The organism is Enterobacter sp. ku-bf2 (assembly GCF_001742765.1).
GTDB classification, from domain to species: Bacteria; Pseudomonadota; Gammaproteobacteria; order Enterobacterales; family Enterobacteriaceae; genus Enterobacter; species Enterobacter quasiroggenkampii.
Window position 1 is genome coordinate 21241 of sequence record NZ_MDVW01000022.1, and the last position, 25226, is coordinate 46466.

Annotated in this window: 20 protein-coding genes and 5 tRNA genes; 3 read left to right on the forward strand and 22 right to left on the reverse strand. The window is 53.9% G+C overall.

Features of this window, described 5'->3' with window-relative positions:
- Nucleotides 1-33 precede the first annotated feature (33 nt).
- From rpoB to BFG58_RS20705, 12 genes are all read right to left on the reverse strand, one after another.
- Nucleotides 34-4062, reverse strand: coding sequence for a DNA-directed RNA polymerase subunit beta (gene rpoB, locus BFG58_RS20645; RefSeq protein WP_045909524.1), 4029 nt, complete (start codon nucleotides 4060-4062; stop codon nucleotides 34-36).
- A 319-nt stretch (nucleotides 4063-4381) separates the two neighbouring features.
- Nucleotides 4382-4747 carry a 50S ribosomal protein L7/L12 gene (rplL, locus tag BFG58_RS20650; protein ID WP_002445276.1) on the reverse strand — a complete coding sequence of 122 codons (366 nt, stop codon included), beginning with the start codon at nucleotides 4745-4747 and terminating at the stop codon, nucleotides 4382-4384.
- Between the two features lie 66 nt (nucleotides 4748-4813).
- Entirely contained in the window at nucleotides 4814-5311 is a 498-nt protein-coding gene (rplJ, locus tag BFG58_RS20655) for a 50S ribosomal protein L10 (protein WP_003862338.1), read from the reverse strand.
- A gap of 291 nt (nucleotides 5312-5602) precedes the next feature.
- Complete coding sequence (rplA, locus tag BFG58_RS20660; protein ID WP_006810530.1) at nucleotides 5603-6307, reverse strand: 50S ribosomal protein L1; 705 nt, start codon at nucleotides 6305-6307, stop codon at nucleotides 5603-5605.
- Nucleotides 6308-6310: 3 nt separating this feature from the next.
- The gene (gene rplK, locus BFG58_RS20665; protein ID WP_008503452.1) at nucleotides 6311-6739 is read right to left on the reverse strand and encodes a 50S ribosomal protein L11; all 429 of its coding nucleotides are present in this window, start codon (nucleotides 6737-6739) and stop codon (nucleotides 6311-6313) included.
- Nucleotides 6740-6894: 155 nt separating this feature from the next.
- Nucleotides 6895-7440: a transcription termination/antitermination protein NusG gene (gene nusG / locus BFG58_RS20670; protein WP_003862341.1), complete on the reverse strand. Its 546-nt coding sequence runs from the start codon at nucleotides 7438-7440 to the stop codon at nucleotides 6895-6897.
- Between the two features lies 1 nt (nucleotide 7441).
- A complete protein-coding gene (gene secE, locus BFG58_RS20675; protein WP_003862342.1) occupies nucleotides 7442-7825 on the reverse strand; it encodes a preprotein translocase subunit SecE in 384 nt (127 codons plus the stop codon).
- A 229-nt stretch (nucleotides 7826-8054) separates the two neighbouring features.
- A complete protein-coding gene (gene tuf / locus BFG58_RS20685) occupies nucleotides 8055-9239 on the reverse strand; it encodes an elongation factor Tu (RefSeq protein ID WP_069720480.1) in 1185 nt (394 codons plus the stop codon).
- Between the two features lie 118 nt (nucleotides 9240-9357).
- Nucleotides 9358-9433: transfer RNA gene (locus BFG58_RS20690), tRNA-Thr, on the reverse strand.
- A 6-nt stretch (nucleotides 9434-9439) separates the two neighbouring features.
- A tRNA-Gly gene (locus BFG58_RS20695) sits at nucleotides 9440-9514 on the reverse strand.
- 117 nt (nucleotides 9515-9631) lie between these two features.
- A tRNA-Tyr gene (locus BFG58_RS20700) sits at nucleotides 9632-9716 on the reverse strand.
- 8 nt (nucleotides 9717-9724) lie between these two features.
- Nucleotides 9725-9800 (reverse strand) — tRNA-Thr (locus BFG58_RS20705).
- A gap of 317 nt (nucleotides 9801-10117) precedes the next feature.
- Between BFG58_RS20705 and coaA the strand changes: the two genes are divergently transcribed.
- Nucleotides 10118-11068, forward strand: a complete 951-nt coding sequence (gene coaA, locus BFG58_RS20710; protein WP_021242480.1) for a type I pantothenate kinase — start codon at nucleotides 10118-10120, stop codon at nucleotides 11066-11068.
- Between the two features lie 43 nt (nucleotides 11069-11111).
- On the opposite strand, the gene dppF is transcribed toward coaA, so the two are convergent.
- The 9 genes from dppF to BFG58_RS20755 form a co-directional block, all read right to left on the reverse strand.
- Nucleotides 11112-12125 carry a dipeptide ABC transporter ATP-binding subunit DppF gene (gene dppF / locus BFG58_RS20715; RefSeq protein WP_032644494.1) on the reverse strand — a complete coding sequence of 338 codons (1014 nt, stop codon included), beginning with the start codon at nucleotides 12123-12125 and terminating at the stop codon, nucleotides 11112-11114.
- Complete coding sequence (dppD, locus tag BFG58_RS20720; RefSeq protein WP_008502772.1) at nucleotides 12122-13105, reverse strand: dipeptide ABC transporter ATP-binding protein; 984 nt, start codon at nucleotides 13103-13105, stop codon at nucleotides 12122-12124. Before dppD ends, dppF begins: the two co-directional genes overlap by 4 nt.
- Before the next feature lie 10 nt (nucleotides 13106-13115).
- A complete protein-coding gene (gene dppC / locus BFG58_RS20725; RefSeq protein ID WP_008502771.1) occupies nucleotides 13116-14018 on the reverse strand; it encodes a dipeptide ABC transporter permease DppC in 903 nt (300 codons plus the stop codon).
- A 9-nt stretch (nucleotides 14019-14027) separates the two neighbouring features.
- Complete coding sequence (dppB, locus tag BFG58_RS20730; RefSeq protein ID WP_024909087.1) at nucleotides 14028-15047, reverse strand: dipeptide ABC transporter permease DppB; 1020 nt, start codon at nucleotides 15045-15047, stop codon at nucleotides 14028-14030.
- Nucleotides 15048-15224: 177 nt separating this feature from the next.
- Nucleotides 15225-16832 carry a dipeptide ABC transporter periplasmic-binding protein DppA gene (gene dppA, locus BFG58_RS20735; protein WP_045907856.1) on the reverse strand — a complete coding sequence of 536 codons (1608 nt, stop codon included), beginning with the start codon at nucleotides 16830-16832 and terminating at the stop codon, nucleotides 15225-15227.
- A gap of 620 nt (nucleotides 16833-17452) precedes the next feature.
- Nucleotides 17453-17529: transfer RNA gene (locus tag BFG58_RS20740), tRNA-Pro, on the reverse strand.
- 91 nt (nucleotides 17530-17620) lie between these two features.
- Nucleotides 17621-19312, reverse strand: a complete 1692-nt coding sequence (gene eptB, locus BFG58_RS20745) for a kdo(2)-lipid A phosphoethanolamine 7''-transferase (protein ID WP_045907857.1) — start codon at nucleotides 19310-19312, stop codon at nucleotides 17621-17623.
- A gap of 256 nt (nucleotides 19313-19568) precedes the next feature.
- On the reverse strand, nucleotides 19569-20771 hold the full coding sequence (locus BFG58_RS20750; RefSeq protein WP_008502767.1) for an MFS transporter: 1203 nt from the start codon (nucleotides 20769-20771) through the stop codon (nucleotides 19569-19571).
- A 238-nt stretch (nucleotides 20772-21009) separates the two neighbouring features.
- Entirely contained in the window at nucleotides 21010-21708 is a 699-nt protein-coding gene (locus BFG58_RS20755; RefSeq protein ID WP_048028038.1) for an autotransporter domain-containing protein, read from the reverse strand.
- Between the two features lie 153 nt (nucleotides 21709-21861).
- Between BFG58_RS20755 and tag the strand changes: the two genes are divergently transcribed.
- Together tag and BFG58_RS20765 are read left to right on the forward strand one after the other, a co-directional pair.
- Nucleotides 21862-22443, forward strand: a complete 582-nt coding sequence (tag, locus tag BFG58_RS20760) for a DNA-3-methyladenine glycosylase I (protein WP_045907859.1) — start codon at nucleotides 21862-21864, stop codon at nucleotides 22441-22443.
- Entirely contained in the window at nucleotides 22421-22867 is a 447-nt protein-coding gene (locus BFG58_RS20765; protein ID WP_069720481.1) for an N-acetyltransferase, read from the forward strand. Before tag ends, BFG58_RS20765 begins: the two co-directional genes overlap by 23 nt.
- Here the strand turns inward: BFG58_RS20765 and BFG58_RS20770 are convergent.
- Nucleotides 22830-25109, reverse strand: a complete 2280-nt coding sequence (locus tag BFG58_RS20770) for a molybdopterin guanine dinucleotide-containing S/N-oxide reductase (RefSeq protein ID WP_069720540.1) — start codon at nucleotides 25107-25109, stop codon at nucleotides 22830-22832. The two genes, BFG58_RS20765 and BFG58_RS20770, sit on opposite strands and share 38 nt — an antisense overlap.
- Between the last annotated feature and the right edge of the window lie 117 nt (nucleotides 25110-25226).

The following is a 25226-nucleotide window of genomic DNA, read 5'->3' on the forward strand; positions in this document are numbered from 1 at the left end:
TAACCCGGCACCAGTGACCTGTTTGAGCGAGAATTACTCGTCTTCCAGTTCGATGTTGATACCCAGCGAACGAATCTCTTTCAACAGTACGTTGAAGGATTCTGGCATGCCCGGTTCCATCTGATGGTTGCCGTCCACGATGTTTTTATACATCTTGGTACGACCGTTCACGTCATCAGACTTAACGGTGAGCATTTCCTGCAGGGTGTATGCCGCGCCGTATGCTTCCAGCGCCCACACTTCCATCTCCCCGAAGCGCTGACCACCGAACTGTGCCTTACCACCCAGCGGCTGCTGAGTAACCAGGCTGTAAGAACCGGTAGAACGAGCGTGCATCTTGTCGTCGACCAGGTGGTTCAGTTTCAGCATGTACATGTAACCTACGGTTACCGGACGTTCGAACTGTTCACCGGTACGGCCGTCAAACAGCGTAATCTGACCAGACGTTGGCAGACCACCCAGTTGCAGCAGCTCTTTAATTTCAGCTTCTTTTGCACCGTCGAATACCGGCGTTGCAATTGGCATACCTTTGCGCAGGTTTTCTGCCAGACGCAGCACTTCTTCATCGCTGAAGGTGTTCAGGTCGACTTTCTGACGCACGTCGGTACCCAGATCGTAGGCACGCTGGATGAATTCGCGCAGTTTCGCGACTTCCTGCTGCTGTTTCAGCATGGCGTTAATCTTGTCGCCGATGCCTTTCGCAGCCATACCCAGGTGAGTTTCCAGGATCTGACCAATGTTCATACGAGACGGTACGCCCAGTGGGTTCAGTACGATATCTACCGGCGTACCGTTAGCATCGTGCGGCATATCTTCGATCGGGTTGATCTTAGAGATAACACCCTTGTTACCGTGACGACCTGCCATCTTATCACCAGGCTGGATCTGACGTTTAACAGCCAGATACACCTTAACAATCTTCAGCACGCCTGGTGCCAGATCGTCGCCCTGAGTGATTTTGCGGCGTTTCGCTTCGAGTTTTTTCTCGAACTCGTGTTTCAGTTCGTCATACTGCTCAGCCAGCTGTTCCAGCTGATTTTGTTTCTCTTCGTCGGTCAGGCCCAGTTCCAGCCAGCGATCGCGTGGCAGTTTGTCGAGCTTCTCAGCTTCAACGCCACCGGCAACCAGCACCGCATAGATACGGCTGAACAGACCCGCTTCGAGGATCTGCAGTTCTTCAGACAGGTCTTTCTTAGCCTGTTTGAGCTGCATCTCTTCGATTTCCAGCGCACGCTTATCTTTCTCAACGCCGTCACGAGTGAAGACCTGAACGTCGATAACCGTACCGGAAACACCGTTTGGTACGCGCAGAGAAGAGTCTTTAACGTCAGACGCTTTCTCACCGAAGATGGCACGCAGCAGTTTCTCTTCTGGCGTCAGCTGGGTTTCACCTTTAGGCGTAACCTTACCTACCAGAATGTCGCCGCCGGTCACTTCCGCACCGATGTAAACGATACCGGATTCATCCAGTTTGGAGAGCGCAGCTTCACCTACGTTAGGGATGTCAGCGGTGATCTCTTCTGGCCCCAGCTTGGTGTCACGGGACACACATGCCAGTTCCTGAATGTGGATGGTGGTGAAACGATCTTCCTGAACCACACGCTCGGAGACGAGGATGGAGTCTTCGAAGTTGTAACCGTTCCACGGCATGAACGCTACGCGCATGTTCTGACCGAGCGCCAGTTCACCGAGGTCGGTGGACGGACCGTCTGCCAGCACGTCGCCGCGCTCAACTGGCTCACCCAGAGATACGCAAGGCATCTGGTTGATACAGGTGTTCTGGTTAGAACGGGTGTATTTGGTCAGGTTATAAATGTCGATACCTGCTTCGCCCGGATACATCTCGTCTTCGTTAACTTTGATAACGATACGGGATGCGTCGACGTACTGAACGGTACCGCCACGCTTAGCAACTGCAGTAACACCGGAGTCAACGGCAACAGCACGTTCCATACCGGTACCAACCAGCGGCTTATCAGCGCGCAGAGTTGGAACGGCCTGACGTTGCATGTTCGCACCCATCAATGCACGGTTGGCGTCATCGTGTTCCAGGAACGGGATCAGGGACGCACCGACGGATACCACCTGCTGGGTGGATACGTCCATGTAGTCAACCTGGTCGCGGCTGAACAAGCTGGATTCGCCTTTGCTACGGCAGGTCACCAGATCTTCTACAAAGTGGCCTTCGTCATCCAGGTTGGAGTTCGCCTGAGCGATAACGTAGTTGCCTTCTTCGATAGCAGACAGGTAGTGAATTTCGTCGGTTACAACACCGTCAGTCACTTTACGGTACGGCGTCTCAAGGAAACCGTATTCGTTCGTCTGTGCGTACACGGACAGGGAGTTGATCAGACCGATGTTTGGACCTTCAGGCGTTTCGATTGGACATACGCGACCGTAGTGCGTCGGGTGTACGTCTCGAACTTCAAAGCCTGCGCGTTCACGGGTCAGACCGCCTGGGCCGAGTGCAGAGATACGACGTTTGTGCGTAATCTCAGACAGCGGGTTGTTCTGGTCCATGAACTGAGACAGCTGGCTGGAACCAAAGAACTCTTTCACTGCTGCAGAAATCGGCTTGGCGTTGATCATATCCTGAGGCATCAGGGTATCCAGATCGCCCAGAGACAGACGCTCTTTCACCGCACGCTCTACACGCACCAGGCCAACGCGGAACTGGTTTTCCGCCATTTCGCCGACGGAACGGATACGACGGTTGCCGAGGTGGTCGATATCGTCCACTTCGCCTTTACCGTTACGGATATCGATGAGCTTCTTCATCACTTCGATGATGTCGTCTTTGCTCAGGATACCGGAACCTTCAATTTCGTCGCGCAGCAGAGAACGGTTGAACTTCATACGACCAACCGCAGACAGATCGTAGCGGTCTTCGGAGAAGAACAGATTCTCGAACAGGCTTTCCGCCGCTTCGCGAGTTGGTGGCTCACCAGGACGCATCATGCGGTAGATTTCAACCAGCGCACTCAGACGATCGGTCGTTGGGTCGACGCGTACAGTCTCAGAGATGTACGGACCGTGGTCCAGATCGTTGGTGAACAGCGTTTCGATACGTTTGTGGCCAGCCTGACTCAGCTTAGCCAGCAGATCCAGGCTCAGCTCCATGTTCGCCGGGCAGATCAGCTCGCCAGTTGATTCATCAACGTAATCTTTCGCGGCTACTTTTCCTGCAATGTATTCAACCGGAACTTCGATGTGTTTGATATCATCTTTTTCCAGCTGGCGGATGTGGCGCGCGGTGATACGGCGACCTTTTTCCACATACACTTTGCCGTCGGCTTCGATGTCGAACGACGCGGTCTCACCACGCAGACGTTCCGGCACCAGCTCCATCTGCAGCTTGTTGTCGCGGATTTCAAAGATCACTTTCTCAAAGAACAGGTCCAGGATCTGCTCAGTGGTATAGTTCAGTGCACGCAGAATGATGGTTGCAGGCAGTTTACGACGACGGTCGATACGGACAAACAGGTTGTCTTTTGGATCGAACTCGAAGTCCAGCCAGGAACCACGGTAAGGAATGATGCGTGCGTTATACAGTACTTTACCGGAAGAGTGTGTTTTACCTTTATCGCTGTCGAAGAAGACGCCCGGGCTACGATGCAGCTGGGAAACGATAACACGCTCAGTACCGTTGATAACGAAAGTACCGTTGTCAGTCATGAGTGGAATTTCACCCATGTAGACTTCTTGTTCTTTAATGTCTTTTACGGTGCCTTCCGGCGCTTCGCGCTCGTAGATCACCAGACGCAGTTTTACGCGCAGCGGTGCGGAATAGGTCACGCCACGGATCTGACATTCCTGAACGTCAAACACCGGTTCGCCAAGGCGGTAGCTGACGTACTGCAGCTCGGAGTTACCGCTGTAGCTCTGAATCGGGAACACGGAGCGGAAGGCTGCTTCCAGACCGTACTGCCCTTCAGGATCTTGCTCGATAAACTTCTGGAACGAGTCAAGCTGGATAGAAAGGAGATATGGAATGTCCAGAACTTGTGGACGTTTACCAAAATCCTTACGAATACGTTTTTTCTCGGTATAGGAGTAAACCATAGGGTTCCTCAGCTCGCTGACAAGTCGACCCATCTGTCCGACGAAGGGACAGTTTGTGCAACACCATTTTGTGGACCGGAAAATTGAATACTTTCCGCAATACCTGTTGCTATCACGCTTAAATCATTTCGTCGCGATTTACACAGAGCGAGCACCCTGTCGCAATATATTAAGTCGTCGATAGAAACATGCATTGTCAGGACAATCAGCAGTCAAACAGTGTGAAATGCTACTGATGCCTTACAGCGCAAAAAGGCTGGTGACTAAAAAGTCACCAGCCATCAGCCTAATGACTTAGGCTGCAACCAGAAAAGTTGGCTTATTTAACTTCAACTTCAGCGCCAGCTTCTTCCAGAGATTTTTTCAGTGCTTCTGCGTCGTCTTTGCTCACGCCTTCTTTCAGCGCAGCTGGAGCAGATTCTACCAGGTCTTTAGCTTCTTTCAGACCCAGGCCAGTTGCGCCACGTACTGCTTTGATAACAGCAACTTTGTTCGCGCCAGCAGCTTTCAGAATTACGTCGAATTCAGTTTTTTCTTCAGCAGCTTCAGCCGGGCCCGCAGCTACAGCTACAGCAGCAGCAGCAGAAACACCGAATTTTTCTTCCATTGCAGAAACCAGCTCTACAACGTCCATTACGGACATAGCTGCTACTGCTTCAATGATTTGATCTTTAGTGATAGACATTTAAATTGTTCCTGAAAATCAGAATAAGTTTATACGTAAGCAAATGCTTTATAAAGATAACTGCGATTAAGCAGCTTCTTTCGCATCGCGTACAGCAGCCAGAGTGCGAACCAGTTTGCCAGCCGCAGCTTCTTTCATGGTTGCCATCAGGCGTGCAATTGCTTCTTCGTAGGTCGGCAGGGTTGCCAGGCGATCGATTTGCGATGCCGGGATCAACTCACCTTCAAAGGCTGCAGCTTTGACCTCAAATTTTGCATTCGCTTTCGCGAACTCTTTGAACAGACGAGCAGCAGCGCCCGGGTGTTCCATAGAGTATGCAATCAGGGTCGGACCAACAAACGTGTCTTTCAGGCACTCGAACTGAGTACCTTCAACTACGCGGCGCAGCAGGGTGTTACGAACAACACGCATGTATACGCCAGCTTCACGACCTGCTTTACGCAGTTCAGTCATTTTGTCTACAGTAACGCCACGGGAATCCGCAACTACTGCAGACAGCGCGCCTTTGGCTACTTCGCTGACTTCAGCAACAATCGCTTGTTTGTCTTGAAGATTTAAAGCCATTAGCTTTGCTCCTGGATGTTTGCCGGAACTCATGTTCCGGAACTCACTTCACTCTTCCCAACGGAAAGAGCGTCTTAATACGGTGAGCAGAAACAAGCCAGAGTATCCAAAAATAATCTTAGCGTTCTGTCACCGTCTACGCAGGGGATTAAGTCTCTTGCGAAACACCTGCGGTCTTCGACGGAGGCCTGGATTAGGCCAGGCTCCAACGAACAAATCTTTTAGCCGCTAACTTTTGTTAGCAAACGTGGGGGTAAGATTGTAGACAAAATCACCGCCCACGTAAAGGCATTAGTTTGCAGCAGCGCTCAGGCCAGCCTGGTCAACTGCAACACCTGCACCCATGGTGGTGGAGATGCTAACTTTCTTGATGTACACGCCTTTCGCCTGAGTTGGTTTTGCTTTTTTCAGCGCAACCAGCAGAGCTTCCAGGTTTTCTTTCAGTTTGTCAGCGTCAAAGTCCACTTTACCGATGGTGGTGTGGATGATGCCGTTTTTGTCGTTACGATAACGAACCTGACCTGCTTTAGCGTTCTTAACCGCTTCAGCAACGTTAGGCGTTACAGTACCCACTTTCGGGTTTGGCATCAGGCCGCGTGGACCCAGAACCTGGCCCAGCTGGCCAACAACGCGCATTGCATCTGGAGAAGCAATAACAACGTCAAAGTTCATTTCGCCTTTCTTGATCTGATCAGCCAGATCTTCCATACCTACCAGTTCAGCGCCGGCAGCTTTAGCAGCTTCAGCGTTTGCACCCTGAGCAAATACAGCTACACGTACGGAACGGCCAGTACCGTGTGGCAGTACAGTTGCGCCACGAACGTTCTGATCAGATTTACGCGCGTCGATGCCCAGGTTAACGGCAACGTCAACGCTTTCAACGAACTTAGCAGTTGCCAGTTCTTTCAGCAGAGCGATAGCTTCGTTGATGTCGTACTGTTTGGTCGCATCAACTTTGTCACGGATCACGGACATGCGCTTGGTCAGTTTAGCCATTTCTTAGTCCTCCACTACCAGGCCCATGGAACGTGCAGTACCTTCGATTGAGCGAGTCATCGCTTCAATGTCGGCACCAGTCATGTCGGCAGCTTTGGTCTGCGCGATTTCCTGCAGCTGAGCGCGGGAAATTTTACCCACTTTGTCTTTGTTCGGTTTACCGGAACCAGACTTGATACCAGCCGCTTTCTTCAGCAGAACTGCTGCTGGAGGGGTTTTGGTAACGAAAGTGAAAGAACGGTCAGCGTAAACAGTGATTACGACTGGGATTGGCAGACCTTTTTCCAGGGATTCAGTTTTTGCGTTGAACGCTTTACAGAATTCCATGATGTTCACACCCTGCTGACCCAGAGCTGGACCAACTGGTGGACTTGGGTTCGCCATACCAGCTGCAACCTGCAGCTTGACGTAGGCTTGTACTTTCTTAGCCATTCTAAAATCCTCTGATTGGGTAATAGCGCCTCAGTGAGGCTCCCCGTGAATAAAATTCGTTTTACGGGCCGGGCCCATAAAAACAAAAGGCGCGAAATTGTATTCCAATCTCGCGCCCTGTGCAACGATTAAATCGTCGCTTTTTTGATCGCTGCTTAGGCTTTTTCGACCTGAGCAAAGTCCAGTTCTACCGGGGTCGCACGACCGAAGATAGATACAGAAACTTTCAGGCGGGACTTCTCGTAGTCCACTTCTTCAACGACGCCGTTAAAGTCAGCAAACGGACCGTCATTAACACGCACCATTTCACCCGGTTCAAACAGCGTTTTCGGACGCGGCTTATCACCAACCTGCTGCAGGCGGTTCATAATCGCATCCACTTCTTTGTCGCTGATTGGCGCCGGACGGTCAGACGTGCCGCCGATAAAGCCCATCACGCGCGGTACGCTGCGCACCAGGTGCCAGCTCGCGTCGTTCATCACCATCTGAACCAGCACGTAACCCGGGAAGAATTTGCGTTCGCTTTTGCGACGCTGGCCGCCACGGATCTCGACCACTTCTTCGGTCGGAACCATAACTTCGCCAAATAACTCTTCCATGTTGTGTAATTTGATATGCTCACGCAGCGACGTTGCTACGCGGCCTTCAAAACCGGAAAACGCCTGAACGACGTACCAGCGCTTTTTAGGGGCTTCAGACATCTCAGAACCTCAGGCCAGTGATAAAGGATACCAGGCGAACCAGAATACCATCCAGTCCCCACAGGATCAGTGACATTACAGCGGTAACCGCCGCTACGATCAGCGTGGTGTGCAATGTTTCCTGGCGAGTCGGCCAAATTACCTTACGGACTTCGGTACGCGCTTCGCGAGCAAAAGCGACAGTCGCTTTGCCTTTCGTCGTCAACAGCGCGACACCACCCGCTGCAGCAATCAGAATTACCACTGCAAGCGCGCGTAGCGGCAGCATCATGTCACGATAAAGGTAGTTGCCGACAATCGCTACGATCAGCAGAACGGCTACTACTACCCATTTCATCGCTTCCAGGCCGCGCCCGCTCCCTTGAGCTTCGGTATTCGCACTCATAAACCAACCTGTCAGAAGTATTCTACAAACATTTTCACCCCGCGATTGCGAGGCAAACCAAATCGAAATGCTAATTCGCTTTTCGAATTATACGCTCTCTGCAGAGCCTGTCTCAGCAATGATTATGACAAAAATAATCACTGATGAGCCAGGTTCTGACGTGAAAGCGTGCAAAAAGGGCATCAAATGATGCCCTTTTATTGCGCATTGCGTCAAATGTTATCAGCAATTAGCCGAGAACTTTAGCAACCACGCCCGCGCCAACGGTACGGCCACCTTCACGGATTGCGAAACGCAGACCGTCGTCCATCGCGATTGGGTGGATCAGCGTCACAACCATCTTGATGTTGTCGCCTGGCATTACCATCTCAACGCCTTCTGGCAGTTCGATGGTACCGGTCACGTCAGTAGTACGGAAGTAGAACTGTGGACGGTAGCCTTTGAAGAACGGAGTATGACGGCCGCCTTCGTCTTTGGACAGGATGTACACTTCAGATTCGAACTTGGTGTGTGGCTTGATTGAGCCTGGCTTAGCCAGAACCTGACCACGTTCGATTTCTTCACGTTTGATACCACGCAGCAGAACACCAACGTTCTCACCAGCACGGCCTTCGTCCAGCAGTTTGCGGAACATTTCAACGCCAGTACAGGTAGACTTCGCAGTCTCTTTGATACCAACGATTTCAACTTCTTCACCAACTTTGATGATACCGCGCTCTACACGACCGGTAACAACGGTACCACGACCGGAGATGGAGAATACGTCTTCGATTGGCAGCAGGAATGGCTTGTCAATCGCACGCTCTGGTTCTGGGATGTAAGAATCCAGGAARCCAGCCAGTTCGATGATTTTCGCTTCCCACTCAGCKTCGCCTTCCAGCGCTTTCAGAGCAGAACCACGAACGATTGGGGTATCGTCGCCTGGGAAATCGTACTGAGACAGCAGTTCACGAACTTCCATCTCTACCAGTTCCAGCAGCTCTTCGTCATCAACCATGTCGCACTTGTTCAGGAACACGATGATGTAAGGAACGCCTACCTGACGACCCAGCAGGATGTGCTCACGAGTCTGCGGCATTGGGCCGTCAGTCGCAGCAACAACCAGGATCGCGCCGTCCATCTGCGCAGCACCGGTGATCATGTTTTTAACATAGTCGGCGTGGCCTGGGCAGTCTACGTGTGCGTAGTGGCGAGTCGGGGTGTCGTACTCAACGTGTGAGGTGTTGATGGTGATACCACGAGCTTTTTCTTCTGGTGCGTTATCGATCTGGTCGAATGCACGAGCAGAACCACCGTAGGTTTTTGCCAGAACGGTAGTGATTGCAGCGGTCAGCGTTGTTTTACCATGGTCAACGTGGCCGATAGTACCGACGTTAACGTGCGGTTTTGTACGTTCAAACTTTTCTTTAGACATCGATTGTCCCTCTAAGACACGGATAAATCGGTGATATCACCACATCAACCAGGCGAAATGCCTGAATTGTTGAATACAGTAAAATTGAAACAGAGAGAAACGGGAAGGAGAAGTGAAGTGGTGCTGATACCCAGAGTCGAACTGGGGACCTCACCCTTACCAAGGGTGCGCTCTACCAACTGAGCCATATCAGCACGTATTGGAGCGGGCAGCGGGAATCGAACCCGCATCATCAGCTTGGAAGGCTGAGGTAATAGCCATTATACGATGCCCGCATCCTGAAACTCGGCTACCCAGTTCTTTCTGTAACAAAAAAAGAGATTTCTCTCTTTTTCAGTTTGAGCTGGCTAATTTTTCCAACCAGCTCCGGCGGCATTTACGCTGCCAGAAAGTGGTGGTGGGGGAAGGATTCGAACCTTCGAAGTCTGTGACGGCAGATTTACAGTCTGCTCCCTTTGGCCGCTCGGGAACCCCACCGGACTTGATGGTGCCGACTACCGGAATCGAACTGGTGACCTACTGATTACAAGTCAGTTGCTCTACCTACTGAGCTAAGTCGGCATCAAGTAGCGCGCATTCTATGGATACCTGCGCGGTCATGCAACTAAAAATTTGCATAAAACGTTCTTTCGCTCACATTTTATGCGAACGAAGCGCTAAGCGCTGTAAAAGTAGTCATTGCGGGTCAAATAATCAACATGCACGCGTGATTTACACTATATACACCATAGCGTGACGGCTTCCGCGTAACGCAGCGCTATCCATCTTTTTTCTTATTATTCCTGCCATCTGGTGTTAACCTCCTGCCCATTGTCCAAAATTAACTGTGTGATGAGCCACGATCCGGCAGTATAGCGCTGGCTCACTGAAGCATGCTTATGAGCAAAAAAGAGCAAACGTTAATGACGCCTTATCTTCACTTTAACCGCAGCCAGTGGGCTGCCCTGCGTGATTCCGTCCCTATGACGCTGACGGAAGGTGAAATCGCACGGTTAAAAGGGATAAACGAAGATCTGTCCCTTGAAGAGGTGGCAGAAATTTATCTCCCCCTCTCTCGCTTGCTTAACTTCTATATCAGCTCGAACCTGCGTCGTCAGGCGGTGCTGGAGCAGTTTCTCGGGACGAACGGTCAACGCATTCCTTATATCATTAGTATCGCAGGCAGCGTGGCCGTGGGTAAAAGTACCACCGCACGCGTTTTGCAGGCGCTGTTGAGCCGCTGGCCGGAACACCGCAGCGTGGAGCTGATCACGACCGACGGCTTCCTGCATCCAAACGAAGTCTTAAAAGAACGCGGGCTGATGAAGAAGAAAGGCTTCCCGCTCTCTTATGATATGCACCGTCTGGTGAAATTTGTCTCTGACCTGAAATCCGGCGTGCCTCACGTGACAGCGCCGGTCTATTCGCACCTGATCTACGATCGCATCCCGGGTGGGGATAAAACGGTGGTCCAGCCGGATATTCTCATTCTGGAAGGTCTGAACGTGCTGCAAAGCGGCATGGACTATCCTCACGACCCGCATCACGTCTTTGTCTCGGATTTCGTCGATTTCTCTATTTACGTCGATGCGCCGGAAGACCTGCTGCAGAACTGGTACATCAACCGCTTCCTGAAGTTCCGCGAAGGGGCCTTCACCGATCCGGACTCCTATTTCCACCACTATGCTCAGCTGTCTGAAGAAGAAGCGATCAATGTGGCGACGGGGCTGTGGAATGAGATCAACTACGTGAATCTCAAAGAGAACATCCTGCCGACGCGCGAGCGTGCGAGCCTGATCCTCACCAAGAGCGAAAAGCACGCCGTCGACCAGATTCGCCTGCGGAAATAATAAAGCAGACATAAAAAAACCGGCTTAACGCCGGTTTTTTTCGTTATGCATGTGGCTTCTCGCCGTTTTCATCCTGATCGACCGCAAAGCAGGCCACCAGCTGGCCGCCATAATCCTTCAGCTGCGGCTGTAGCTGGGTGCAGGGGCCAAAGCGACGGCTGCAGCGGGCATTGAATGCACATCCCGGCGGCGGATTTAACGGGCTTGGCAGCTCTCCCGTCAGCTTAATACGCTCACGACGATCGTCCGGGTTCAGACGCGGCGTCGCGGACAGCAGCGCCTGGGTGTACGGGTGACGAGGGTTATTAAAGATCTGGTCTTTGGTCCCCTTCTCCACGCAGCGCCCCAGGTACATCACCATCACTTCATCGGCAATATGCTCCACCACCGACAGGTCGTGGGAGATGAACACGTAAGAGAGTCCCAGCTCCTGCTGCAGATCCATCATCAGGTTCAGCACCTGCGCACGCACGGAGACGTCGAGCGCCGACACCGGCTCGTCGGCAATCACCACGTCCGGGTCAAGCATCAGACCGCGTGCGATGGCGATACGCTGACGCTGACCACCGGAGAACATATGCGGATAGCGGTCGTAATGCTCGGTTTTGAGGCCGACCTTCGCCATCATCGCCAGCGCTTTTTCACGGCGCTGTTCTTTGCTCAGATTGCTGTTAATCAGCAGCGGCTCTTCCAGAATCTGCCCCACTTTTTTACGCGGGTTCAAAGAACCATACGGGTTCTGGAACACAATCTGGATTTTCTGGCGACGCAGCTTCTGCGCCTGCGGATCGTGCTTGAGCAGATCCTGGCCCTGATAATAAAGTTCACCGCCGGTCGGCACTTCAATCATCGTCAGCAGACGGCCCAGCGTCGATTTCCCGCAGCCTGACTCTCCCACCACCGCCAGCGTTTTACCGCGTTCGAGGTTAAAGGAGACGCCGTCCAGCGCTTTCACCAGGCGTTCAGGGGCAAACAGTCCCTTCTTCACCGGGTAATATTTTTTCAGGTCGATGGCCTGCAGCAGCGGCTGTTGCGTGGTGGCCTGTTGCGTACTCATAGTGTTGGCCTCCCGGCATCATCGAGTGGGTAGTGGCATTTCGACTGACGACCGTCAGCCAGCTGGTTCAGCTCTGGCTCTTCCGCCCGGCATTTGTCCGTCGCATACGGACAGCGCGGATTGAGCAGACAGCCCTGCGGACGGTCATATTTACCCGGCACCACACCCGGCAGCGATGCCAGACGCGCTTTATCCTGAGCAAACTCCGGCAGCGCGCGTAAAAGCGCCTGGGTATACGGGTGACGCGGCGCGCGGAAGATATCGTGCGAATTTCCGGTCTCGACCACCTGGCCGGCATACATTACGATGATTTTGTGTGCAGCTTCGGCCACCAGCGCCAGATCGTGCGTAATCAGCACCAGCGCCATATTCTCTTTCTGCTGCAGCTCTAGCAGCAGCTCGATGATTTGTGCCTGAATGGTCACATCCAGCGCCGTCGTCGGTTCATCCGCAATCAGCAGCTTTGGCCGACAGGCAATTGCCATGGCGATCATCACGCGCTGGCTCATCCCGCCGGAAAGCTGGTGCGGGTAAACGTCCAGACGCGAAGCCGGGTCAGGAATACCCACCTGGTTCAGGAGATCGATCGCCCGCTGACGACGGGTTTTCTTATTCCCGCCCTGGTGCACCTTAATCGCTTCCATAATCTGGAAACCGACGGTGTAGCACGGGTTCAGGCTGGTCATCGGATCCTGGAAAATCATCGCTACTTCCGCGCCCACCAGCTGGCGGCGCTGTTTTTCAGAAATGCGCTTCAGGTCCTGACCGTTGAACTGCAGGTTTTCCGCCATCACGCGGCCCGGATAATCAATCAGCCCCATGATCGCCAGCGAGCTGACGGACTTACCGGAACCGGACTCTCCTACGATACCCACCACTTCGCCCTGATTTACGCTGTAGCTGATGCGGTCCACGGCGCGAAACGGGGTGCCTTCATCGCCGAAGTGCACCGATAATTTATCTACATTTAATAACGCCATCTCGTGCCTCTTACTGCTTCAGTTTGGGATCAAGCGCATCACGCAGGCCATCACCCATCAGGTTAAATGCCAGCACCGTCAGCAGGATTGCCAGACCCGGGAAGGTGACAACCCACCAGGCGCTTTGTGCGAACTGCAACACGTCGGAGAGCATGGTGCCCCACTCCGGTGTTGGCGGCTGCGCACCCATGCCCAGGAAGCCAAGAGCGGCCATATCAAGAATGGCGTTAGAGAAACCGAGCGACGCCTGAACGATCAGCGGCGCAAGGCAGTTCGGGAAGATATTGACAAACATCTGGCGCATCGCACCGGCCCCCGCTACGCGAGACGCCGTGACGTAGTCGCGGTTCACTTCCACCAGCACCGCCGCGCGGGTTAAACGCACGTAGTGAGGAAGCGCCACGAACGTCAGCGCCAGGGCGGCGTTACCGATCGACGGCCCGAAGATCGCCACTAGCACCAGCGCCAGCAACAGGCTTGGCAGCGCCAGCATGATGTCGACGATACGCATGATGATGTTATCAACAATGCCGCCGAAGTAACCGGCAACCAGACCCAGTACGATCCCCATAATCAGGGATAACACCACCACCAGACAGCCGACCAGCAGCGACAGGCGCGCACCGTACATCAGACGCGACAGCACATCGCGGCCCACATCATCGGTCCCCAGCAGGTGCGCCAGGCTACCGCCGTCCTGCCAGGCAGGCGGGGCGAGCAGCGCATCGCGGAACTGATCCGCCGGGTTATACGGCGCCAGCACGTTTGCGAACACCGCAATCAGGATCATGATAGCGACATACACCAGCCCCACCACCGCACCTTTGTTGCGCTTGAAGTAGTGCCAGAACTCCTGCATCGGCGTCATCGGAACCGGTGCAGCAACAACTTTGTTTTCAGAAACCTGTGACATGATGGCCCCTTACTTCTTATGACGAATACGCGGGTTCACCACGCCGTACAGCAAATCGACCAGCAGGTTGACGAGGATAATCATCGTCGCGACCAGCAGTACACCGCCCTGCACAACCGGATAGTCACGGCGCTGCAGCGCGTCAATCAGCCAGCGGCCCAGGCCCGGCCAGGAGAAGATGGTTTCGGTCAGGATCGCCCCCGCCAGCAACGTCCCCACCTGGAGACCGATAACGGTCACTACCGGCAGCATGGCGTTACGCAGCGCATGGACGATAATGACGCGCATACGCGTCAGGCCCTTGGCGCGGGCGGTGCGGATGTAATCCTCACCCAGCACTTCCAGCATCGATGAACGGGTCATACGGACGATCACCGCCAGAGGAATGGTGCCCAGCACCATGGCAGGCAGGATCATGTGCGCGACAGCATCCATGAAGTTGCCTTCTTCACCCCAGATAGCCGTATCAATCAGCATAAAGCCGGTGAGCGGGTTGGTGTCATCCAGGAAGACCATATCGCTGACGCGCCCGGAGACCGGTGTCAGGTTAAGCTGCACCGAGACCAGCATGATCAGCATCATGCCCCACCAGAAGATAGGCATGGAGTAGCCGGTCAGCGCCAGGCCCACGGCGGTATGGTCAAAAATAGAGCCACGCTTGACGGCAGCCAGTACCCCGACAGGAATACCCACCGCGGTGGCGAAAATCATGGCGCAGACGCCAAGCTCCAGTGTCGCTTTAAAACGCGGCACGAACTCGTCCCACACCGGAAGACGGCTTTTCAACGAAATCCCTAAATCACCGTGCAGCACGCCCCAGATATAGTGGAGATACTGCTGCCACATCGGCTTATCGAGACCGAGTTCAGCCAGCAGCTGTGCATGGCGCTCAGGGGAAATACCACGCTCGCCCGCCATAATCATTACCGGGTCGCCGGGGATCATATGGACGAAGGCAAAAGTGAGAAGGGTGATACCGATAAACGTGGGGATAACAAGTCCCAGACGTCGGAGGATGAACTGCAACATAACCCGGATTCTCTCTGATGACGCACGACCAGTGGCGTGACGTCTGTATTGCTCATAAATCTTATCCCCTCTCCTTTCAGAGAGAGAATTAAGCACTGCTGCCGGGTGGCGCTACGCTTACCCGGCCTACATACCGTAGGCCAGTGCAAGCGCAGCGCCGCCTGGCGTTGCTTTTAATTATTCAACCGATACGTTTTCGAAGTGGTGTTTGCCCAGTGGATCAACCACGTAGCCTTTCACTTCTTTACGCACTGGCTCGTACACGGTGGAGTGAGCAACAATCAGCGCCGGAGCCTGATCGTGCATAACAACCTGTGCCTGCTTGTACAGTTCAATACGTTTGTTGTGATCGTCGGTCGCACGCGCCGGCTGGATCAGGTCTTCAAACGGCTTGTAGCACCAGCGAGAGTAGTTAGAACCGTCTTTTGCCGCCGCGCAGCTGAACAGGGTGGCGAAGAAGTTGTCCGGATCCCCGTTATCACCGGTCCAGCCCATCATGACTGCCTGGTGCTCACCCGCTTTGGCGCGCTTCAGGTACTCGCCCCACTCGTAGGTCACAATCTTGGCCTGAACGCCAATCTTAGCCCAGTCAGCCTGAACCATTTCTGCCATACGGCGTGCGTTCGGGTTGTACGGACGCTGTACCGGCATCGCCCACAGCTCGACGGTGAAGCCTTTATCCTGACCCGCTTCTTTCAGCAGCGCTTTCGCTTTCTCAGGATCGTAGGAGTAGTCTTTAACGTCGTCGTTATAGCCCCACATGGTTGGTGGGATCAGGTTTTTGGCTGCAACGCCAGCGCCCTGGTAAACCGCCTTGATAATCGCTTCTTTGTTCACCGCGTAGGTCAGCGCCTGACGCACTTTCACGTCATCAAACGGTTTCTTCTCGGTGTTGAAGGAGAGATAGCCCACGTTCAGGCCAGCCTGCTCCAGCAGGTTGATGTTCTTGTCCTGCTTCATGCGGGCGATGTCTGCCGGGTTCGGGTATGGCATCACCTGGCATTCGTTTTTCTGCAGTTTTGCATAACGTACGGACGCATCTGGCGTGATGGAGAAGACCAGACGGTCAATCTTCGGCTTGGTGCCCCAGTAGCCTTCGAATGCTTTATACAGAATACGGGAGTCTTTCTGGTACTGCAGCAGCTGGAATGGACCGGTACCGATTGGGTTCAGATCGACTTTCTCCGGCGTACCGGCTTTCAGCATGTTATCTGCGTACTCTTTGGACAGAATAGAGGCGAAGTCCATGGCCAGGTCAGCCAGGAACGGCGCTTCAGGACGCGTCAGCACGAACTGAACGGTATTATCGTCCACTTTTTTCACTTCAGAGATCAGATCCGGCAGGCCCATCCCTTCGAAGTATTCATAGCTGCCGCCAGAGACTTTGTGGTACGGGTTCTGGGCGTTTTTCTGACGATCGAAGGAGAACACAACGTCGTCGGCATTAAAGTCGCGCGTTGGTTTGAAATCTTTGCTGTCCTGCCACTTCACGCCCTGGCGCAGGTGGAAGGTATAGGTTTTACCGTCTTCGCTGACGTCCCACTTCTCAGCCAGACCCGGAATCACTTCCGTGGTACCGGTTTTGAATTCAACCAGACGGTTATAGATCGGTACAGAGCTTGCGTCGTACGTCGTACCAGAGGTAAAGAGCTGTGGGTTAAAGCCTTCCGGCGAGCCTTCAGAACAGTAAACCAGGGTTTTTGCCTGTACGCTTGCTGCCACGGTCATAGCCACCAGGCTCAGACCAAGCTTCAGCATCCCTGACTTCTTCAAGGAAATACTCATTATTCTGCTCCAATGTGATGTTTTGCTTTGTTGTGTTACGCCGCCAGACCTTTATTTATTTTTTACCCGGTCCGGTCGGAGGTGCCCGAAGGCGTTAAAGGGATGGAGAATCCTTTCAGAAGAGCGTTTGAGTTGCAGCGCAGATCGTCCCTGAAATGCCCCTCATGCCCTACAATCTGTCAACAGAATGTGAAAACGTCAATACAGGTGACGGGGATTTACGCTGAGTGTGAGAAACCGCAAACAAAGATTAAAAAAACCATGAGCGCCAGTTTTCAGCAGGGAAATTTATGCTACTCGCCATGTTGCAGCACAACTCTCTCCCTATTTCGCCACAATCAGTGATTAACTTTTATTCAGAATGGGTAAATTTTCTTGCAGAATGGTGATTATCTGAGCACTAAATACCGCGAACGTTAAAACGCACAGCGAAAAATGCTGAGGTTATCCATAAGCAACGCGAAAAAAGATCAATCTATATATAAAAAAATACAATGGATTATGTCACAAAATCGTTAACAGACAGGGAGAAGCCGGTCTAACAGGCGTTTTGGATACTCTGGTGGGGTAAGGTCATAATGCAAAAAGGGCTAACCTTGCGGTTAGCCCTTTTCAGAATGTGGTCGGCGAGAGAGGATTCGAACCTCCGACCCACTGGTCCCAAACCAGTTGCGCTACCAAGCTGCGCTACTCGCCGAATGCGGAGCGCATCTTACTGCTGAGGTGCGCCCCCGTCAATCCCTTATTTTCAAAAAGCCATTCAACTGGCGATATTCTCGCCAGAGCAGCTACTGCGCGGCTTTTGCGCTGTTATCGGGGAGTTTACACCAGTTGTTGTTTTCGTTAATTCCACCATCCGGTGAGGTATAGCCGAGACACCCCATGATGGTGTCATACAGCTCAACGTGACGACGCGGCACCTTCATCTCCGCCTCTTTCTTCAGCTGAGCAAACATCTTCGCTTTCTCCGGGTCTTCCAGATACTTGTCGGACATCCACACCATCATTGGCACGCGGAACTGCTCCGGCGGCGCCATCTTGCGTGGCGTACCGTGGAGATGCTCGTATTCATTGATGGATTCACCGTGGTCTGCCGCATAGAAGACGATCGCTTTCTTATCACGAACCTGGTCAATCACCGTATCAATAAAGTGATCCACATACATTACGGAGTTATCGTAGGAGTTAATCAGCTGCGCTTTGGTGCAGTCTTTATCCACCCCGACACATTCCGGCGTCCATTTGGCAAAGCTACGCGGATAGCGTTGGGTGTAATTAAAGTGCGACCCTTTGGTATGCAGGATGATCATGTGCTTGCCATCAGGCTTACCGTTGAGGGAGAGTTTCATCTCATCTATCAGCAGCATGTCATCGACAGGTTTTCCACGGTTGCGCGCCTCTGCGCCAATCTGCTCGCGGTAGGAAATGTTTTGCGCCATGGTGTTGCTGTAGAACCACATCTCACTCTGCATCGCATAGAGGTCAGACGTAAATCCAAGCTGATGCAGCACCGAGAAGACGTTTTGCTCTTTTAGCGTACGCTGCGGGTTGTCACTCGCCCCGCCTTCGCGCACAAACATGCAGCGCAGGGAGAGCTTGGTGGCGGTATCACAGGAATAGCCACGATAGGCAATCAGGTTCTTTTCCTGCGCCAGTTTCGGCGTGGTATCTCGGTTATAGCCGAGAATACCCATATGATCCCAGCGCGTGGTCTCTCCGATAATAAAGACGACGTAGGTATCGTCGATATCCTTTGGCGCAACATAGGTAAATTTCTTCGCCGGGTTTATCAGCGACTTATTATCCGAGGATTCATCCACCTGCGCCCACGCATACAGCCCCAGCGCGGAGATCCAGTTAGACGGCAAATACGAGTTGGCGACCACACCGCCATAGCTTGGCAGATCCACGCCGGAGGTACGTTCATCATTCTTCTGCTTCACTTCCAGCAGGCGAATCGGCCCCCAGACCATCAGGCCCGCCAGCAACACCACGGCGACGCTTCTGAATCGCTTTCCGGGCGTGCGGATCTGGTGAACCAGCGTGTAGCGGCAGCGGTTGCTCCAGATGAGCAGCAGCGGCAAGGCGCTGACGGCCACCAGCCAGAGAATAAAGTGGAGCCCTACAACCTCTTTAGAGAGGTCGATATCCGTGGTCATCACCGAGGCAATAATGCCGTAGCCAATCACCACGTTCATAAAGGTCATGTAATAGCTGGCACCCGCCGAGCACAGCACGATAAACGTTGCCAGCACTCGCCACACGCGACGGCCAAACAGGGTAAGAATACGGAATAAAAAGAAGGTGACCAGTACCGCAGCGACCAATTCGACAACCGCTGCAATTCCTTTCCAGACGGTAAAATCATGCGCATAACCGTCAAACCGACGAAAAAAAACTGCGCCATTCATAAACAGGCCGATGTACAACGCCAGCAAAAAGCAGAGCTTTTGTTGCGCCATCGATTTAATGTATTTCATGCAAGCTACCCGGAACAAGGGACAGTACCACCGCCCACGCTGATTATTACGTGGGCAGATTACATATACGCACAGGGGATCGTTCAGTGAAACGACGACAGGCGTGGTAAGTAGACCACAGAGGAAGGGAAAAGTGGCAGCAGAGTGTGTGATCGGTACAGTTATTTACAAAAAACACTTCAGGAATTTGACAACGCCAGCAAAGCCTCGGTTTTCACATAAGAAACAGGCCGGATAACCGGCCTTATTTAACGTCTCAGGCGTGCACCTCTTTGAAGACTTCACGCTGCGGCTGACGAATCGTCGTGGACAGCGCCAGCGAGATAATCAGCAAGGCAAAGATCACGCAGAAGGTCACGTAGAACCCGCCGAACAGGGAGGCAATCAGCGAGCCGCAGATACTGCCAATCCCGAAGCCCAGATAGATAACCCCATAGTTTTTCGCCAGATTGTTCAGGCCAAAGAACTCGCTCACCAGTGACGGGAAGACGGTAATGGTGCCGCCGAAGTTAAAGGCCACGCAGGCAATCGCCGCGAAGAAGGTGGCTTCATTCAGCGGAGCAAACAGCAGCGCCGCCATACCGACCAGCGAAACCACCTGCCCAATCGTAATCACGCGGATGCGGGCAATTTTGTCAGACAGAATACCGAGGACCAGACGACCTGAGAGGTTAGCAATGGAAATCACGGTCACCGCGTTGGCCGCCGTGGCTGCATCCAGTTTCACCATCCCCTGCGCGATATCTTTCGCCACGCCGATGACATACAGACCGCTCATGCAGGCCGTCAGGAACATCACCGCCAGCATCCAGTACTGTGGCTTACGCATGGACTGCGCGAGGGTGAAGTCGTTCTCCACCACGCCGTTTACAGATTTCACTTCCTGCTGCGGCGCATCTTTCATCAGCGTGGCGCCGAACAGAATCATCACCAGCACGATAGCGCCCCAGATCATGAAGGTTTTTTCGAGACCGACGGACGCCAGCAGATGGGCGTCGATAAATTTGAACCCGAGGCTGCCTAAACCGTAAGAACCAATGGCAAACGCGGAGATTAAGCCTTTACGTTCCGGGAACCACTTCACGCAGTTTGACAGCGTCAGCAGATACCCCGCACCGTCCGCCAGCCCCACCAGCACGCCAGCGCTTAGCCACAACATCATCAGGTTGCTGGAATGCGCGGTCAGGAAAAAGCCCAGCCCCAGCAGGATACCGGACGCCATGGTCACGCGCTTCACGCCAAAACGCTCCTGCAGCTTGCCCGCGACGGAAGATGAAATCGCCAGACCCAGGCTCAGCAAACCAAAGGAGAACGCGACCTGACTGACCGGGGCGCCGAGTTTGTCGGAAAGCGCGCTGTTAAACAGGCTCCAGGTATAGACCGACCCCAGCGCAAACTGAGTGACGATGGTACCAAAGAGCGTGAGCCAGCGCGTGCGGTTATAGGTTGATGTGTTCATGGCAGTTGTCCTGCAAGAGAAATTAAGGAAGTTCGCTGAGGACAACGATAAACAAAACCTTAATATGCCTGGGGTAAAATGGCATGAAATGCAGGCGGAACGGAATGAAATGCCTGGAATCGGGAATGAATGACCTGGCACGGGAATAAAGCGATAGCGTGTTAGTACCTGCTATCGCTGTAAACCCTGTGGTTGTTGTATTCGAGATGTTATCGTAACGTTTAAAAAAGTAACAACTCTAGAAATTCGCGCTGACGCCGAGGGTGTATAAAAACTCCTCACCGGTAGTGGTATGCTCCCCCTGAGCCAGCGACGCATAGGCCGCCATGTGCGTATTAAAGGGAATATCCGTTCCTACGGTGACATCCATCCAACTACCGTTTTGAGCAGGGGCGGGCGTTTGTGGCATACCAAACTGCGATTTCCACTGATTTTCACCAAACTGCTGGTTATAGCTGATCTGCGCCCAGGGCCGGAGATCGCCGTACTGGGTATTCACGCGCCACCCCAGCGTGCTGATGCTGGCATGCCAGAGCGGGTCCGTGACTGACTGTGTCGACGCGCTATCCCCAAACTCGTTGATCATCATGGGAGCCGTGCCGTCATAACGCCACGCCACCACCGGGCCAGTGGTGATGCGCGCTGAAACTGGAAAATTCCAGCCCACGCTCATCGCCCCCTCTGCCGTACTGCCAGACGGTATATTCAGGGCAAGACCCGGGGCGTTTTGCGAAGACTGAATACGCTCAGCGAGAATATCCTCATAGCGCGGTTGGTGATCCGCGTCCCATGTATAGCGTTCCGCCGTATTATTTTGGGCGTCTGAAACGATATATTCCTGTTGCCAGGCAGACGCTGTATTACAAAAAAACAGGCAGGCTGAAATTCCCACCAGGCCAGACACAGCATGGCGACCACTGATTTTTTTTATCATCATCAACGCGACCCCAGAGAGAGCCGAATTCGGCGATATTTGTCGTTATTCAGGAAGAGCTTATAGCCCTGTATTAACTATTGTCTTTATAGTAAACACGTCAAGCCAGTCAGAACGAAATTTTTGCGAAATCAGTATCAATAAGGGAGATGACGGATGGAACGTTGCGGTTGGGTAAGCCAGGATCAGCTTTATATCGACTATCACGATCGGGAATGGGGCGTGCCGGAAACGGATGGTAAAAAGCTCTTTGAGATGATCTGCCTTGAGGGCCAGCAGGCGGGGTTGTCATGGATTACGGTACTGAAGAAACGCGAAAATTACCGCAACGCCTTCCATCAGTTCGATCCCGTCGCCGTCGCCGCGATGACCGATGAGGACGTCGAGCGACTGGTGCAGGATGCCGGCATCATCCGCCATCGCGGTAAGATCCAGGCCATCATCGGTAACGCACGGGCTTATCTGGCGATGGAACAAAACGGCGAATCATTTTCAGATTTTGTCTGGACGTTTGTGAACAACACTCCGCAAGTCACGCAGGCCGCCACGCTCGCGGACATCCCGGCCTCCACTCCAGCCTCGGATGCGCTCTCGAAGGCCCTGAAAAAACGCGGCTTTAAGTTTGTCGGCTCCACCATCTGCTACGCCTTTATGCAGGCCTGTGGCCTGGTCAACGACCACGTTACCGGCTGCTTCTGTCATCCGGGAGGCCATCATGATCCGCAAATGGCAAAGTGAAAATACCGCGCCGCTTCTGAGCCTGTGGCTTGAAAGCACTACAGAAGCGCATCCGTTTATCGCGCCGAATTACTGGAAAGAGAATGAGGCCATGGTGCGGGATGTTTACCTGCCCTCCGCTGAAACCTGGGTCTGGGAACAGGACGGCGAACCTTGCGGATTTATCAGCGTGATGCAGTCTCAGTTTGTCGGCGCCCTGTTTGTGGCGCCGTCATGCATCGGGAAAGGCATCGGGCGCGCGCTGCTGAACCATGTTCAACAGCGCTTTCCGCACTTAACCCTGGAGGTGTATCAGAAAAATGTCCGGGCAGTGAACTTCTACCATGCGCAGGGCTTTCGCATTGAAGACAGCGCCTGGCAGGATGACACCCAGCACCCGACGTGGATCATGAGCTGGCAGGCGGATCAAATGCCGTTAAGGTAAGCTCGGGACCCGTATATTTCTCGACCCAGGCCAGCGCCGTGTTTCCTGCGCAGCCATTCCCCAGCTTCGAGCTGGGGAGATCTTTGGTCAGCACGTTAACCGCCCCGTTTTTACAGATACCGCCTTCGGCGAGCTCAAGGTCAGGCCATGCGCCCTGATGAATGCAGATCACGCCCGGCTTAATACCGTCGCTCACCACCGCCCCTGCCAGCACCTGTCCACGCGAATTCCAGACGCGCACCACGTCGCCGTCCGCAATCCCGCGCGCTTTCGCGTCGAGGGTATTCAGCGTGATCGGCTCTCGTCCGGCGACCGCATACTGCTCGCGCAGGGAGGTATAGTTAAGCTGACTGTGCAGACGGTGCGCGGGATGGGCAGACAACACCTGCAGCTGATCCGGCCGGGCGTTGCCGTGCCATTCGTCCGGCTCGAGCCACGTAGGATGCGGCGGGCAGTCAGCATAGCCAAAGCTGGCGATACGCTCGCTGTAGATCACAATCTTTCCGCTCTCGGTTTTCAGCGGATGGTTCTCCGGATCGCGTCGAAAATCAGCGAAACGAACAAACTGCGCGTTCTGTTCGCTCTCCGGCATTTCAATAATCTGGTTCGCCTCCCAGAACTCAGCAAATGGCGGAAGCGTCACGCCCTGCGCCGCGCCGCGCTGCCCGGCAATCTGGTAGAACGTCTCCAGCCATTGCAGATCGCTTTTCCCTTCAGTAAAACGCGCCCGACCGCCCGCTTCCCACAGTTCGCTCAGTTCAGCAAACACGTCAAAATCGTCACGCGCTTCATCACGCGGGGCGACAACGCGCTTCATCGGGACCATATGCTGATTGCTGTAGTCGCCGGTCATGGTGAGATCGTTACGCTCAAACGAGGTGGTCGCCGGGAGGACGATATCGGCGTGTTTCGCCGAAGCGGTCCAGAAGCACTCTGAAATCACCACCAGCTCCGGCTTCTGCCAGGCGCGGATCAGGCGATTGGTATCCTGATGGTGCGTGAAGTTTGACCCGCCCGCCCACCAGACAAATTTAATATCCGGGAAGTGGCGGTCCAGACCATTGTGCTGATAGAACCCGCCCGGATTTTCCAGGGCTTCAACAATACGCGCCACCGGGATTTTATCCACCGCATCCACGCCGCCCTGCACCGAGCCCTGCAAAGACGCCAGCACCGCCGCTTTACGCGTGGGGTTACCGCCATTGGCAAAATGATAGGAGAGACCAAAACCGCCGCCCGGCGTACCGATCTGCCCAAGCATCGCGGCAAGGGTCACCAGCATCCAGTGTTTCTGCTCGCCAAACTGCTGGCGTTGCATCCCCCAGCCGGACATTAACATCGTGGCATTTTTATGGAATAACGCCGCCAGTTCGCGGAGTTTATCCGCAGGAACACCGCAAATCTCTGCTGCCCACTCTGCCGTTTTCGCCACGCCATCGGACTGGCCCGTCAGGTAGTCGGCGAACTTATCGAAGCCGGTGGTACAGCGCGTCAGGAATTCGACATCGTGCCAGCCGTTTTCCACCAGCGTATGGGCGATACCCAGCATCATTGCCACGTCGGTGCCCATATGCGGGGCAATCCACTCGGCGCTGTCGCCGAAGAAATCCAGGGTTTCAGAGCGCATCGGGTCAATGCAGATGATGCGCTTGCCGCTTTTGCGCAGCGCGTCGAAATAGCCAATGCCCTGCTCGTCGCTGGCATTCCAGGCAATTTTCAACGTGTTAAGAGGGTTAGCGCTCCACAGCACTACAACGTCGGTATGCGCCAGCACCAGCGGCCAGCTGGTCTGCTGCTGATACACTTCGTTCCCGCCCACGACGTACGGCATGATCGCCTGCGCCGCACCGGTGGAGTAATCCCCCAGATGACCGGTATAGCCTCCCGCCAGGCTCATATAGCGCTGCAGCAGCGTCGACGCCTTATGCAGCACCCCATTAGAGCGCCAGCCGTAGGACCCGGCGAAAATCGACGACGGACCGTAACTGTCGCGAATGCGCTTGTGCTGGGTGTGGATCAGCGCCAGCGCGTCATCCCAGCTCACGCGAACAAACTCATCCTGCCCGCGAATACCCTGCGGCTTGTCCGGCGAGGCCAGAAAACCTTTACGCACCATCGGCCAGCGCACGCGCGTTTTGCTATGCACCTGATCGCGAACGACGGTCTGTAAAGAGTTGGGATGTTGTGTTGGCAATGCTCCGCGAGATGACAGAACGTTTTCGCCGTCGGTTTCGACCAGCATCGGCCCCCAGTGGGCGGCGGTCAGAATGGTTTTCGTTGAGGTGCTCAAGCGTGCGCTCCTGGTTGCGTGCAGGTTTACGGCCTTCTTGTTGAGGCCGTTTATGGTTTGTCACAAATT

What these genes read in the sequence shown, in the direction of transcription:
- dppD (WP_008502772.1), bottom strand. Translation starts at nt 13,105, where the DNA reads ATGGCGTTATTAAATGTAGATAAATTATCGGTGCACTTCGGCGATGAA.
- coaA (WP_021242480.1), top strand. Translation starts at nt 10,118, where the DNA reads ATGAGCAAAAAAGAGCAAACGTTAATGACGCCTTATCTTCACTTTAAC.
- BFG58_RS20755 (WP_048028038.1), bottom strand. Translation starts at nt 21,708, where the DNA reads ATGATGATAAAAAAAATCAGTGGTCGCCATGCTGTGTCTGGCCTGGTG.
- rplK (WP_008503452.1), bottom strand. Translation starts at nt 6,739, where the DNA reads ATGGCTAAGAAAGTACAAGCCTACGTCAAGCTGCAGGTTGCAGCTGGT.
- rpoB (WP_045909524.1), bottom strand. Translation starts at nt 4,062, where the DNA reads ATGGTTTACTCCTATACCGAGAAAAAACGTATTCGTAAGGATTTTGGT.
- dppF (WP_032644494.1), bottom strand. Translation starts at nt 12,125, where the DNA reads ATGAGTACGCAACAGGCCACCACGCAACAGCCGCTGCTGCAGGCCATC.
- dppB (WP_024909087.1), bottom strand. Translation starts at nt 15,047, where the DNA reads ATGTTGCAGTTCATCCTCCGACGTCTGGGACTTGTTATCCCCACGTTT.
- dppA (WP_045907856.1), bottom strand. Translation starts at nt 16,832, where the DNA reads ATGAGTATTTCCTTGAAGAAGTCAGGGATGCTGAAGCTTGGTCTGAGC.
- BFG58_RS20770 (WP_069720540.1), bottom strand. Translation starts at nt 25,109, where the DNA reads ATGCTGGTCGAAACCGACGGCGAAAACGTTCTGTCATCTCGCGGAGCA.
- nusG (WP_003862341.1), bottom strand. Translation starts at nt 7,440, where the DNA reads ATGTCTGAAGCCCCTAAAAAGCGCTGGTACGTCGTTCAGGCGTTTTCC.
- tag (WP_045907859.1), top strand. Translation starts at nt 21,862, where the DNA reads ATGGAACGTTGCGGTTGGGTAAGCCAGGATCAGCTTTATATCGACTAT.
- rplL (WP_002445276.1), bottom strand. Translation starts at nt 4,747, where the DNA reads ATGTCTATCACTAAAGATCAAATCATTGAAGCAGTAGCAGCTATGTCC.
- dppC (WP_008502771.1), bottom strand. Translation starts at nt 14,018, where the DNA reads ATGTCACAGGTTTCTGAAAACAAAGTTGTTGCTGCACCGGTTCCGATG.
- rplA (WP_006810530.1), bottom strand. Translation starts at nt 6,307, where the DNA reads ATGGCTAAACTGACCAAGCGCATGTCCGTGATCCGTGACAAAGTTGAT.
- BFG58_RS20750 (WP_008502767.1), bottom strand. Translation starts at nt 20,771, where the DNA reads ATGAACACATCAACCTATAACCGCACGCGCTGGCTCACGCTCTTTGGT.
- rplJ (WP_003862338.1), bottom strand. Translation starts at nt 5,311, where the DNA reads ATGGCTTTAAATCTTCAAGACAAACAAGCGATTGTTGCTGAAGTCAGC.
- BFG58_RS20765 (WP_069720481.1), top strand. Translation starts at nt 22,421, where the DNA reads ATGATCCGCAAATGGCAAAGTGAAAATACCGCGCCGCTTCTGAGCCTG.
- eptB (WP_045907857.1), bottom strand. Translation starts at nt 19,312, where the DNA reads ATGAAATACATTAAATCGATGGCGCAACAAAAGCTCTGCTTTTTGCTG.
- secE (WP_003862342.1), bottom strand. Translation starts at nt 7,825, where the DNA reads ATGAGTGCGAATACCGAAGCTCAAGGGAGCGGGCGCGGCCTGGAAGCG.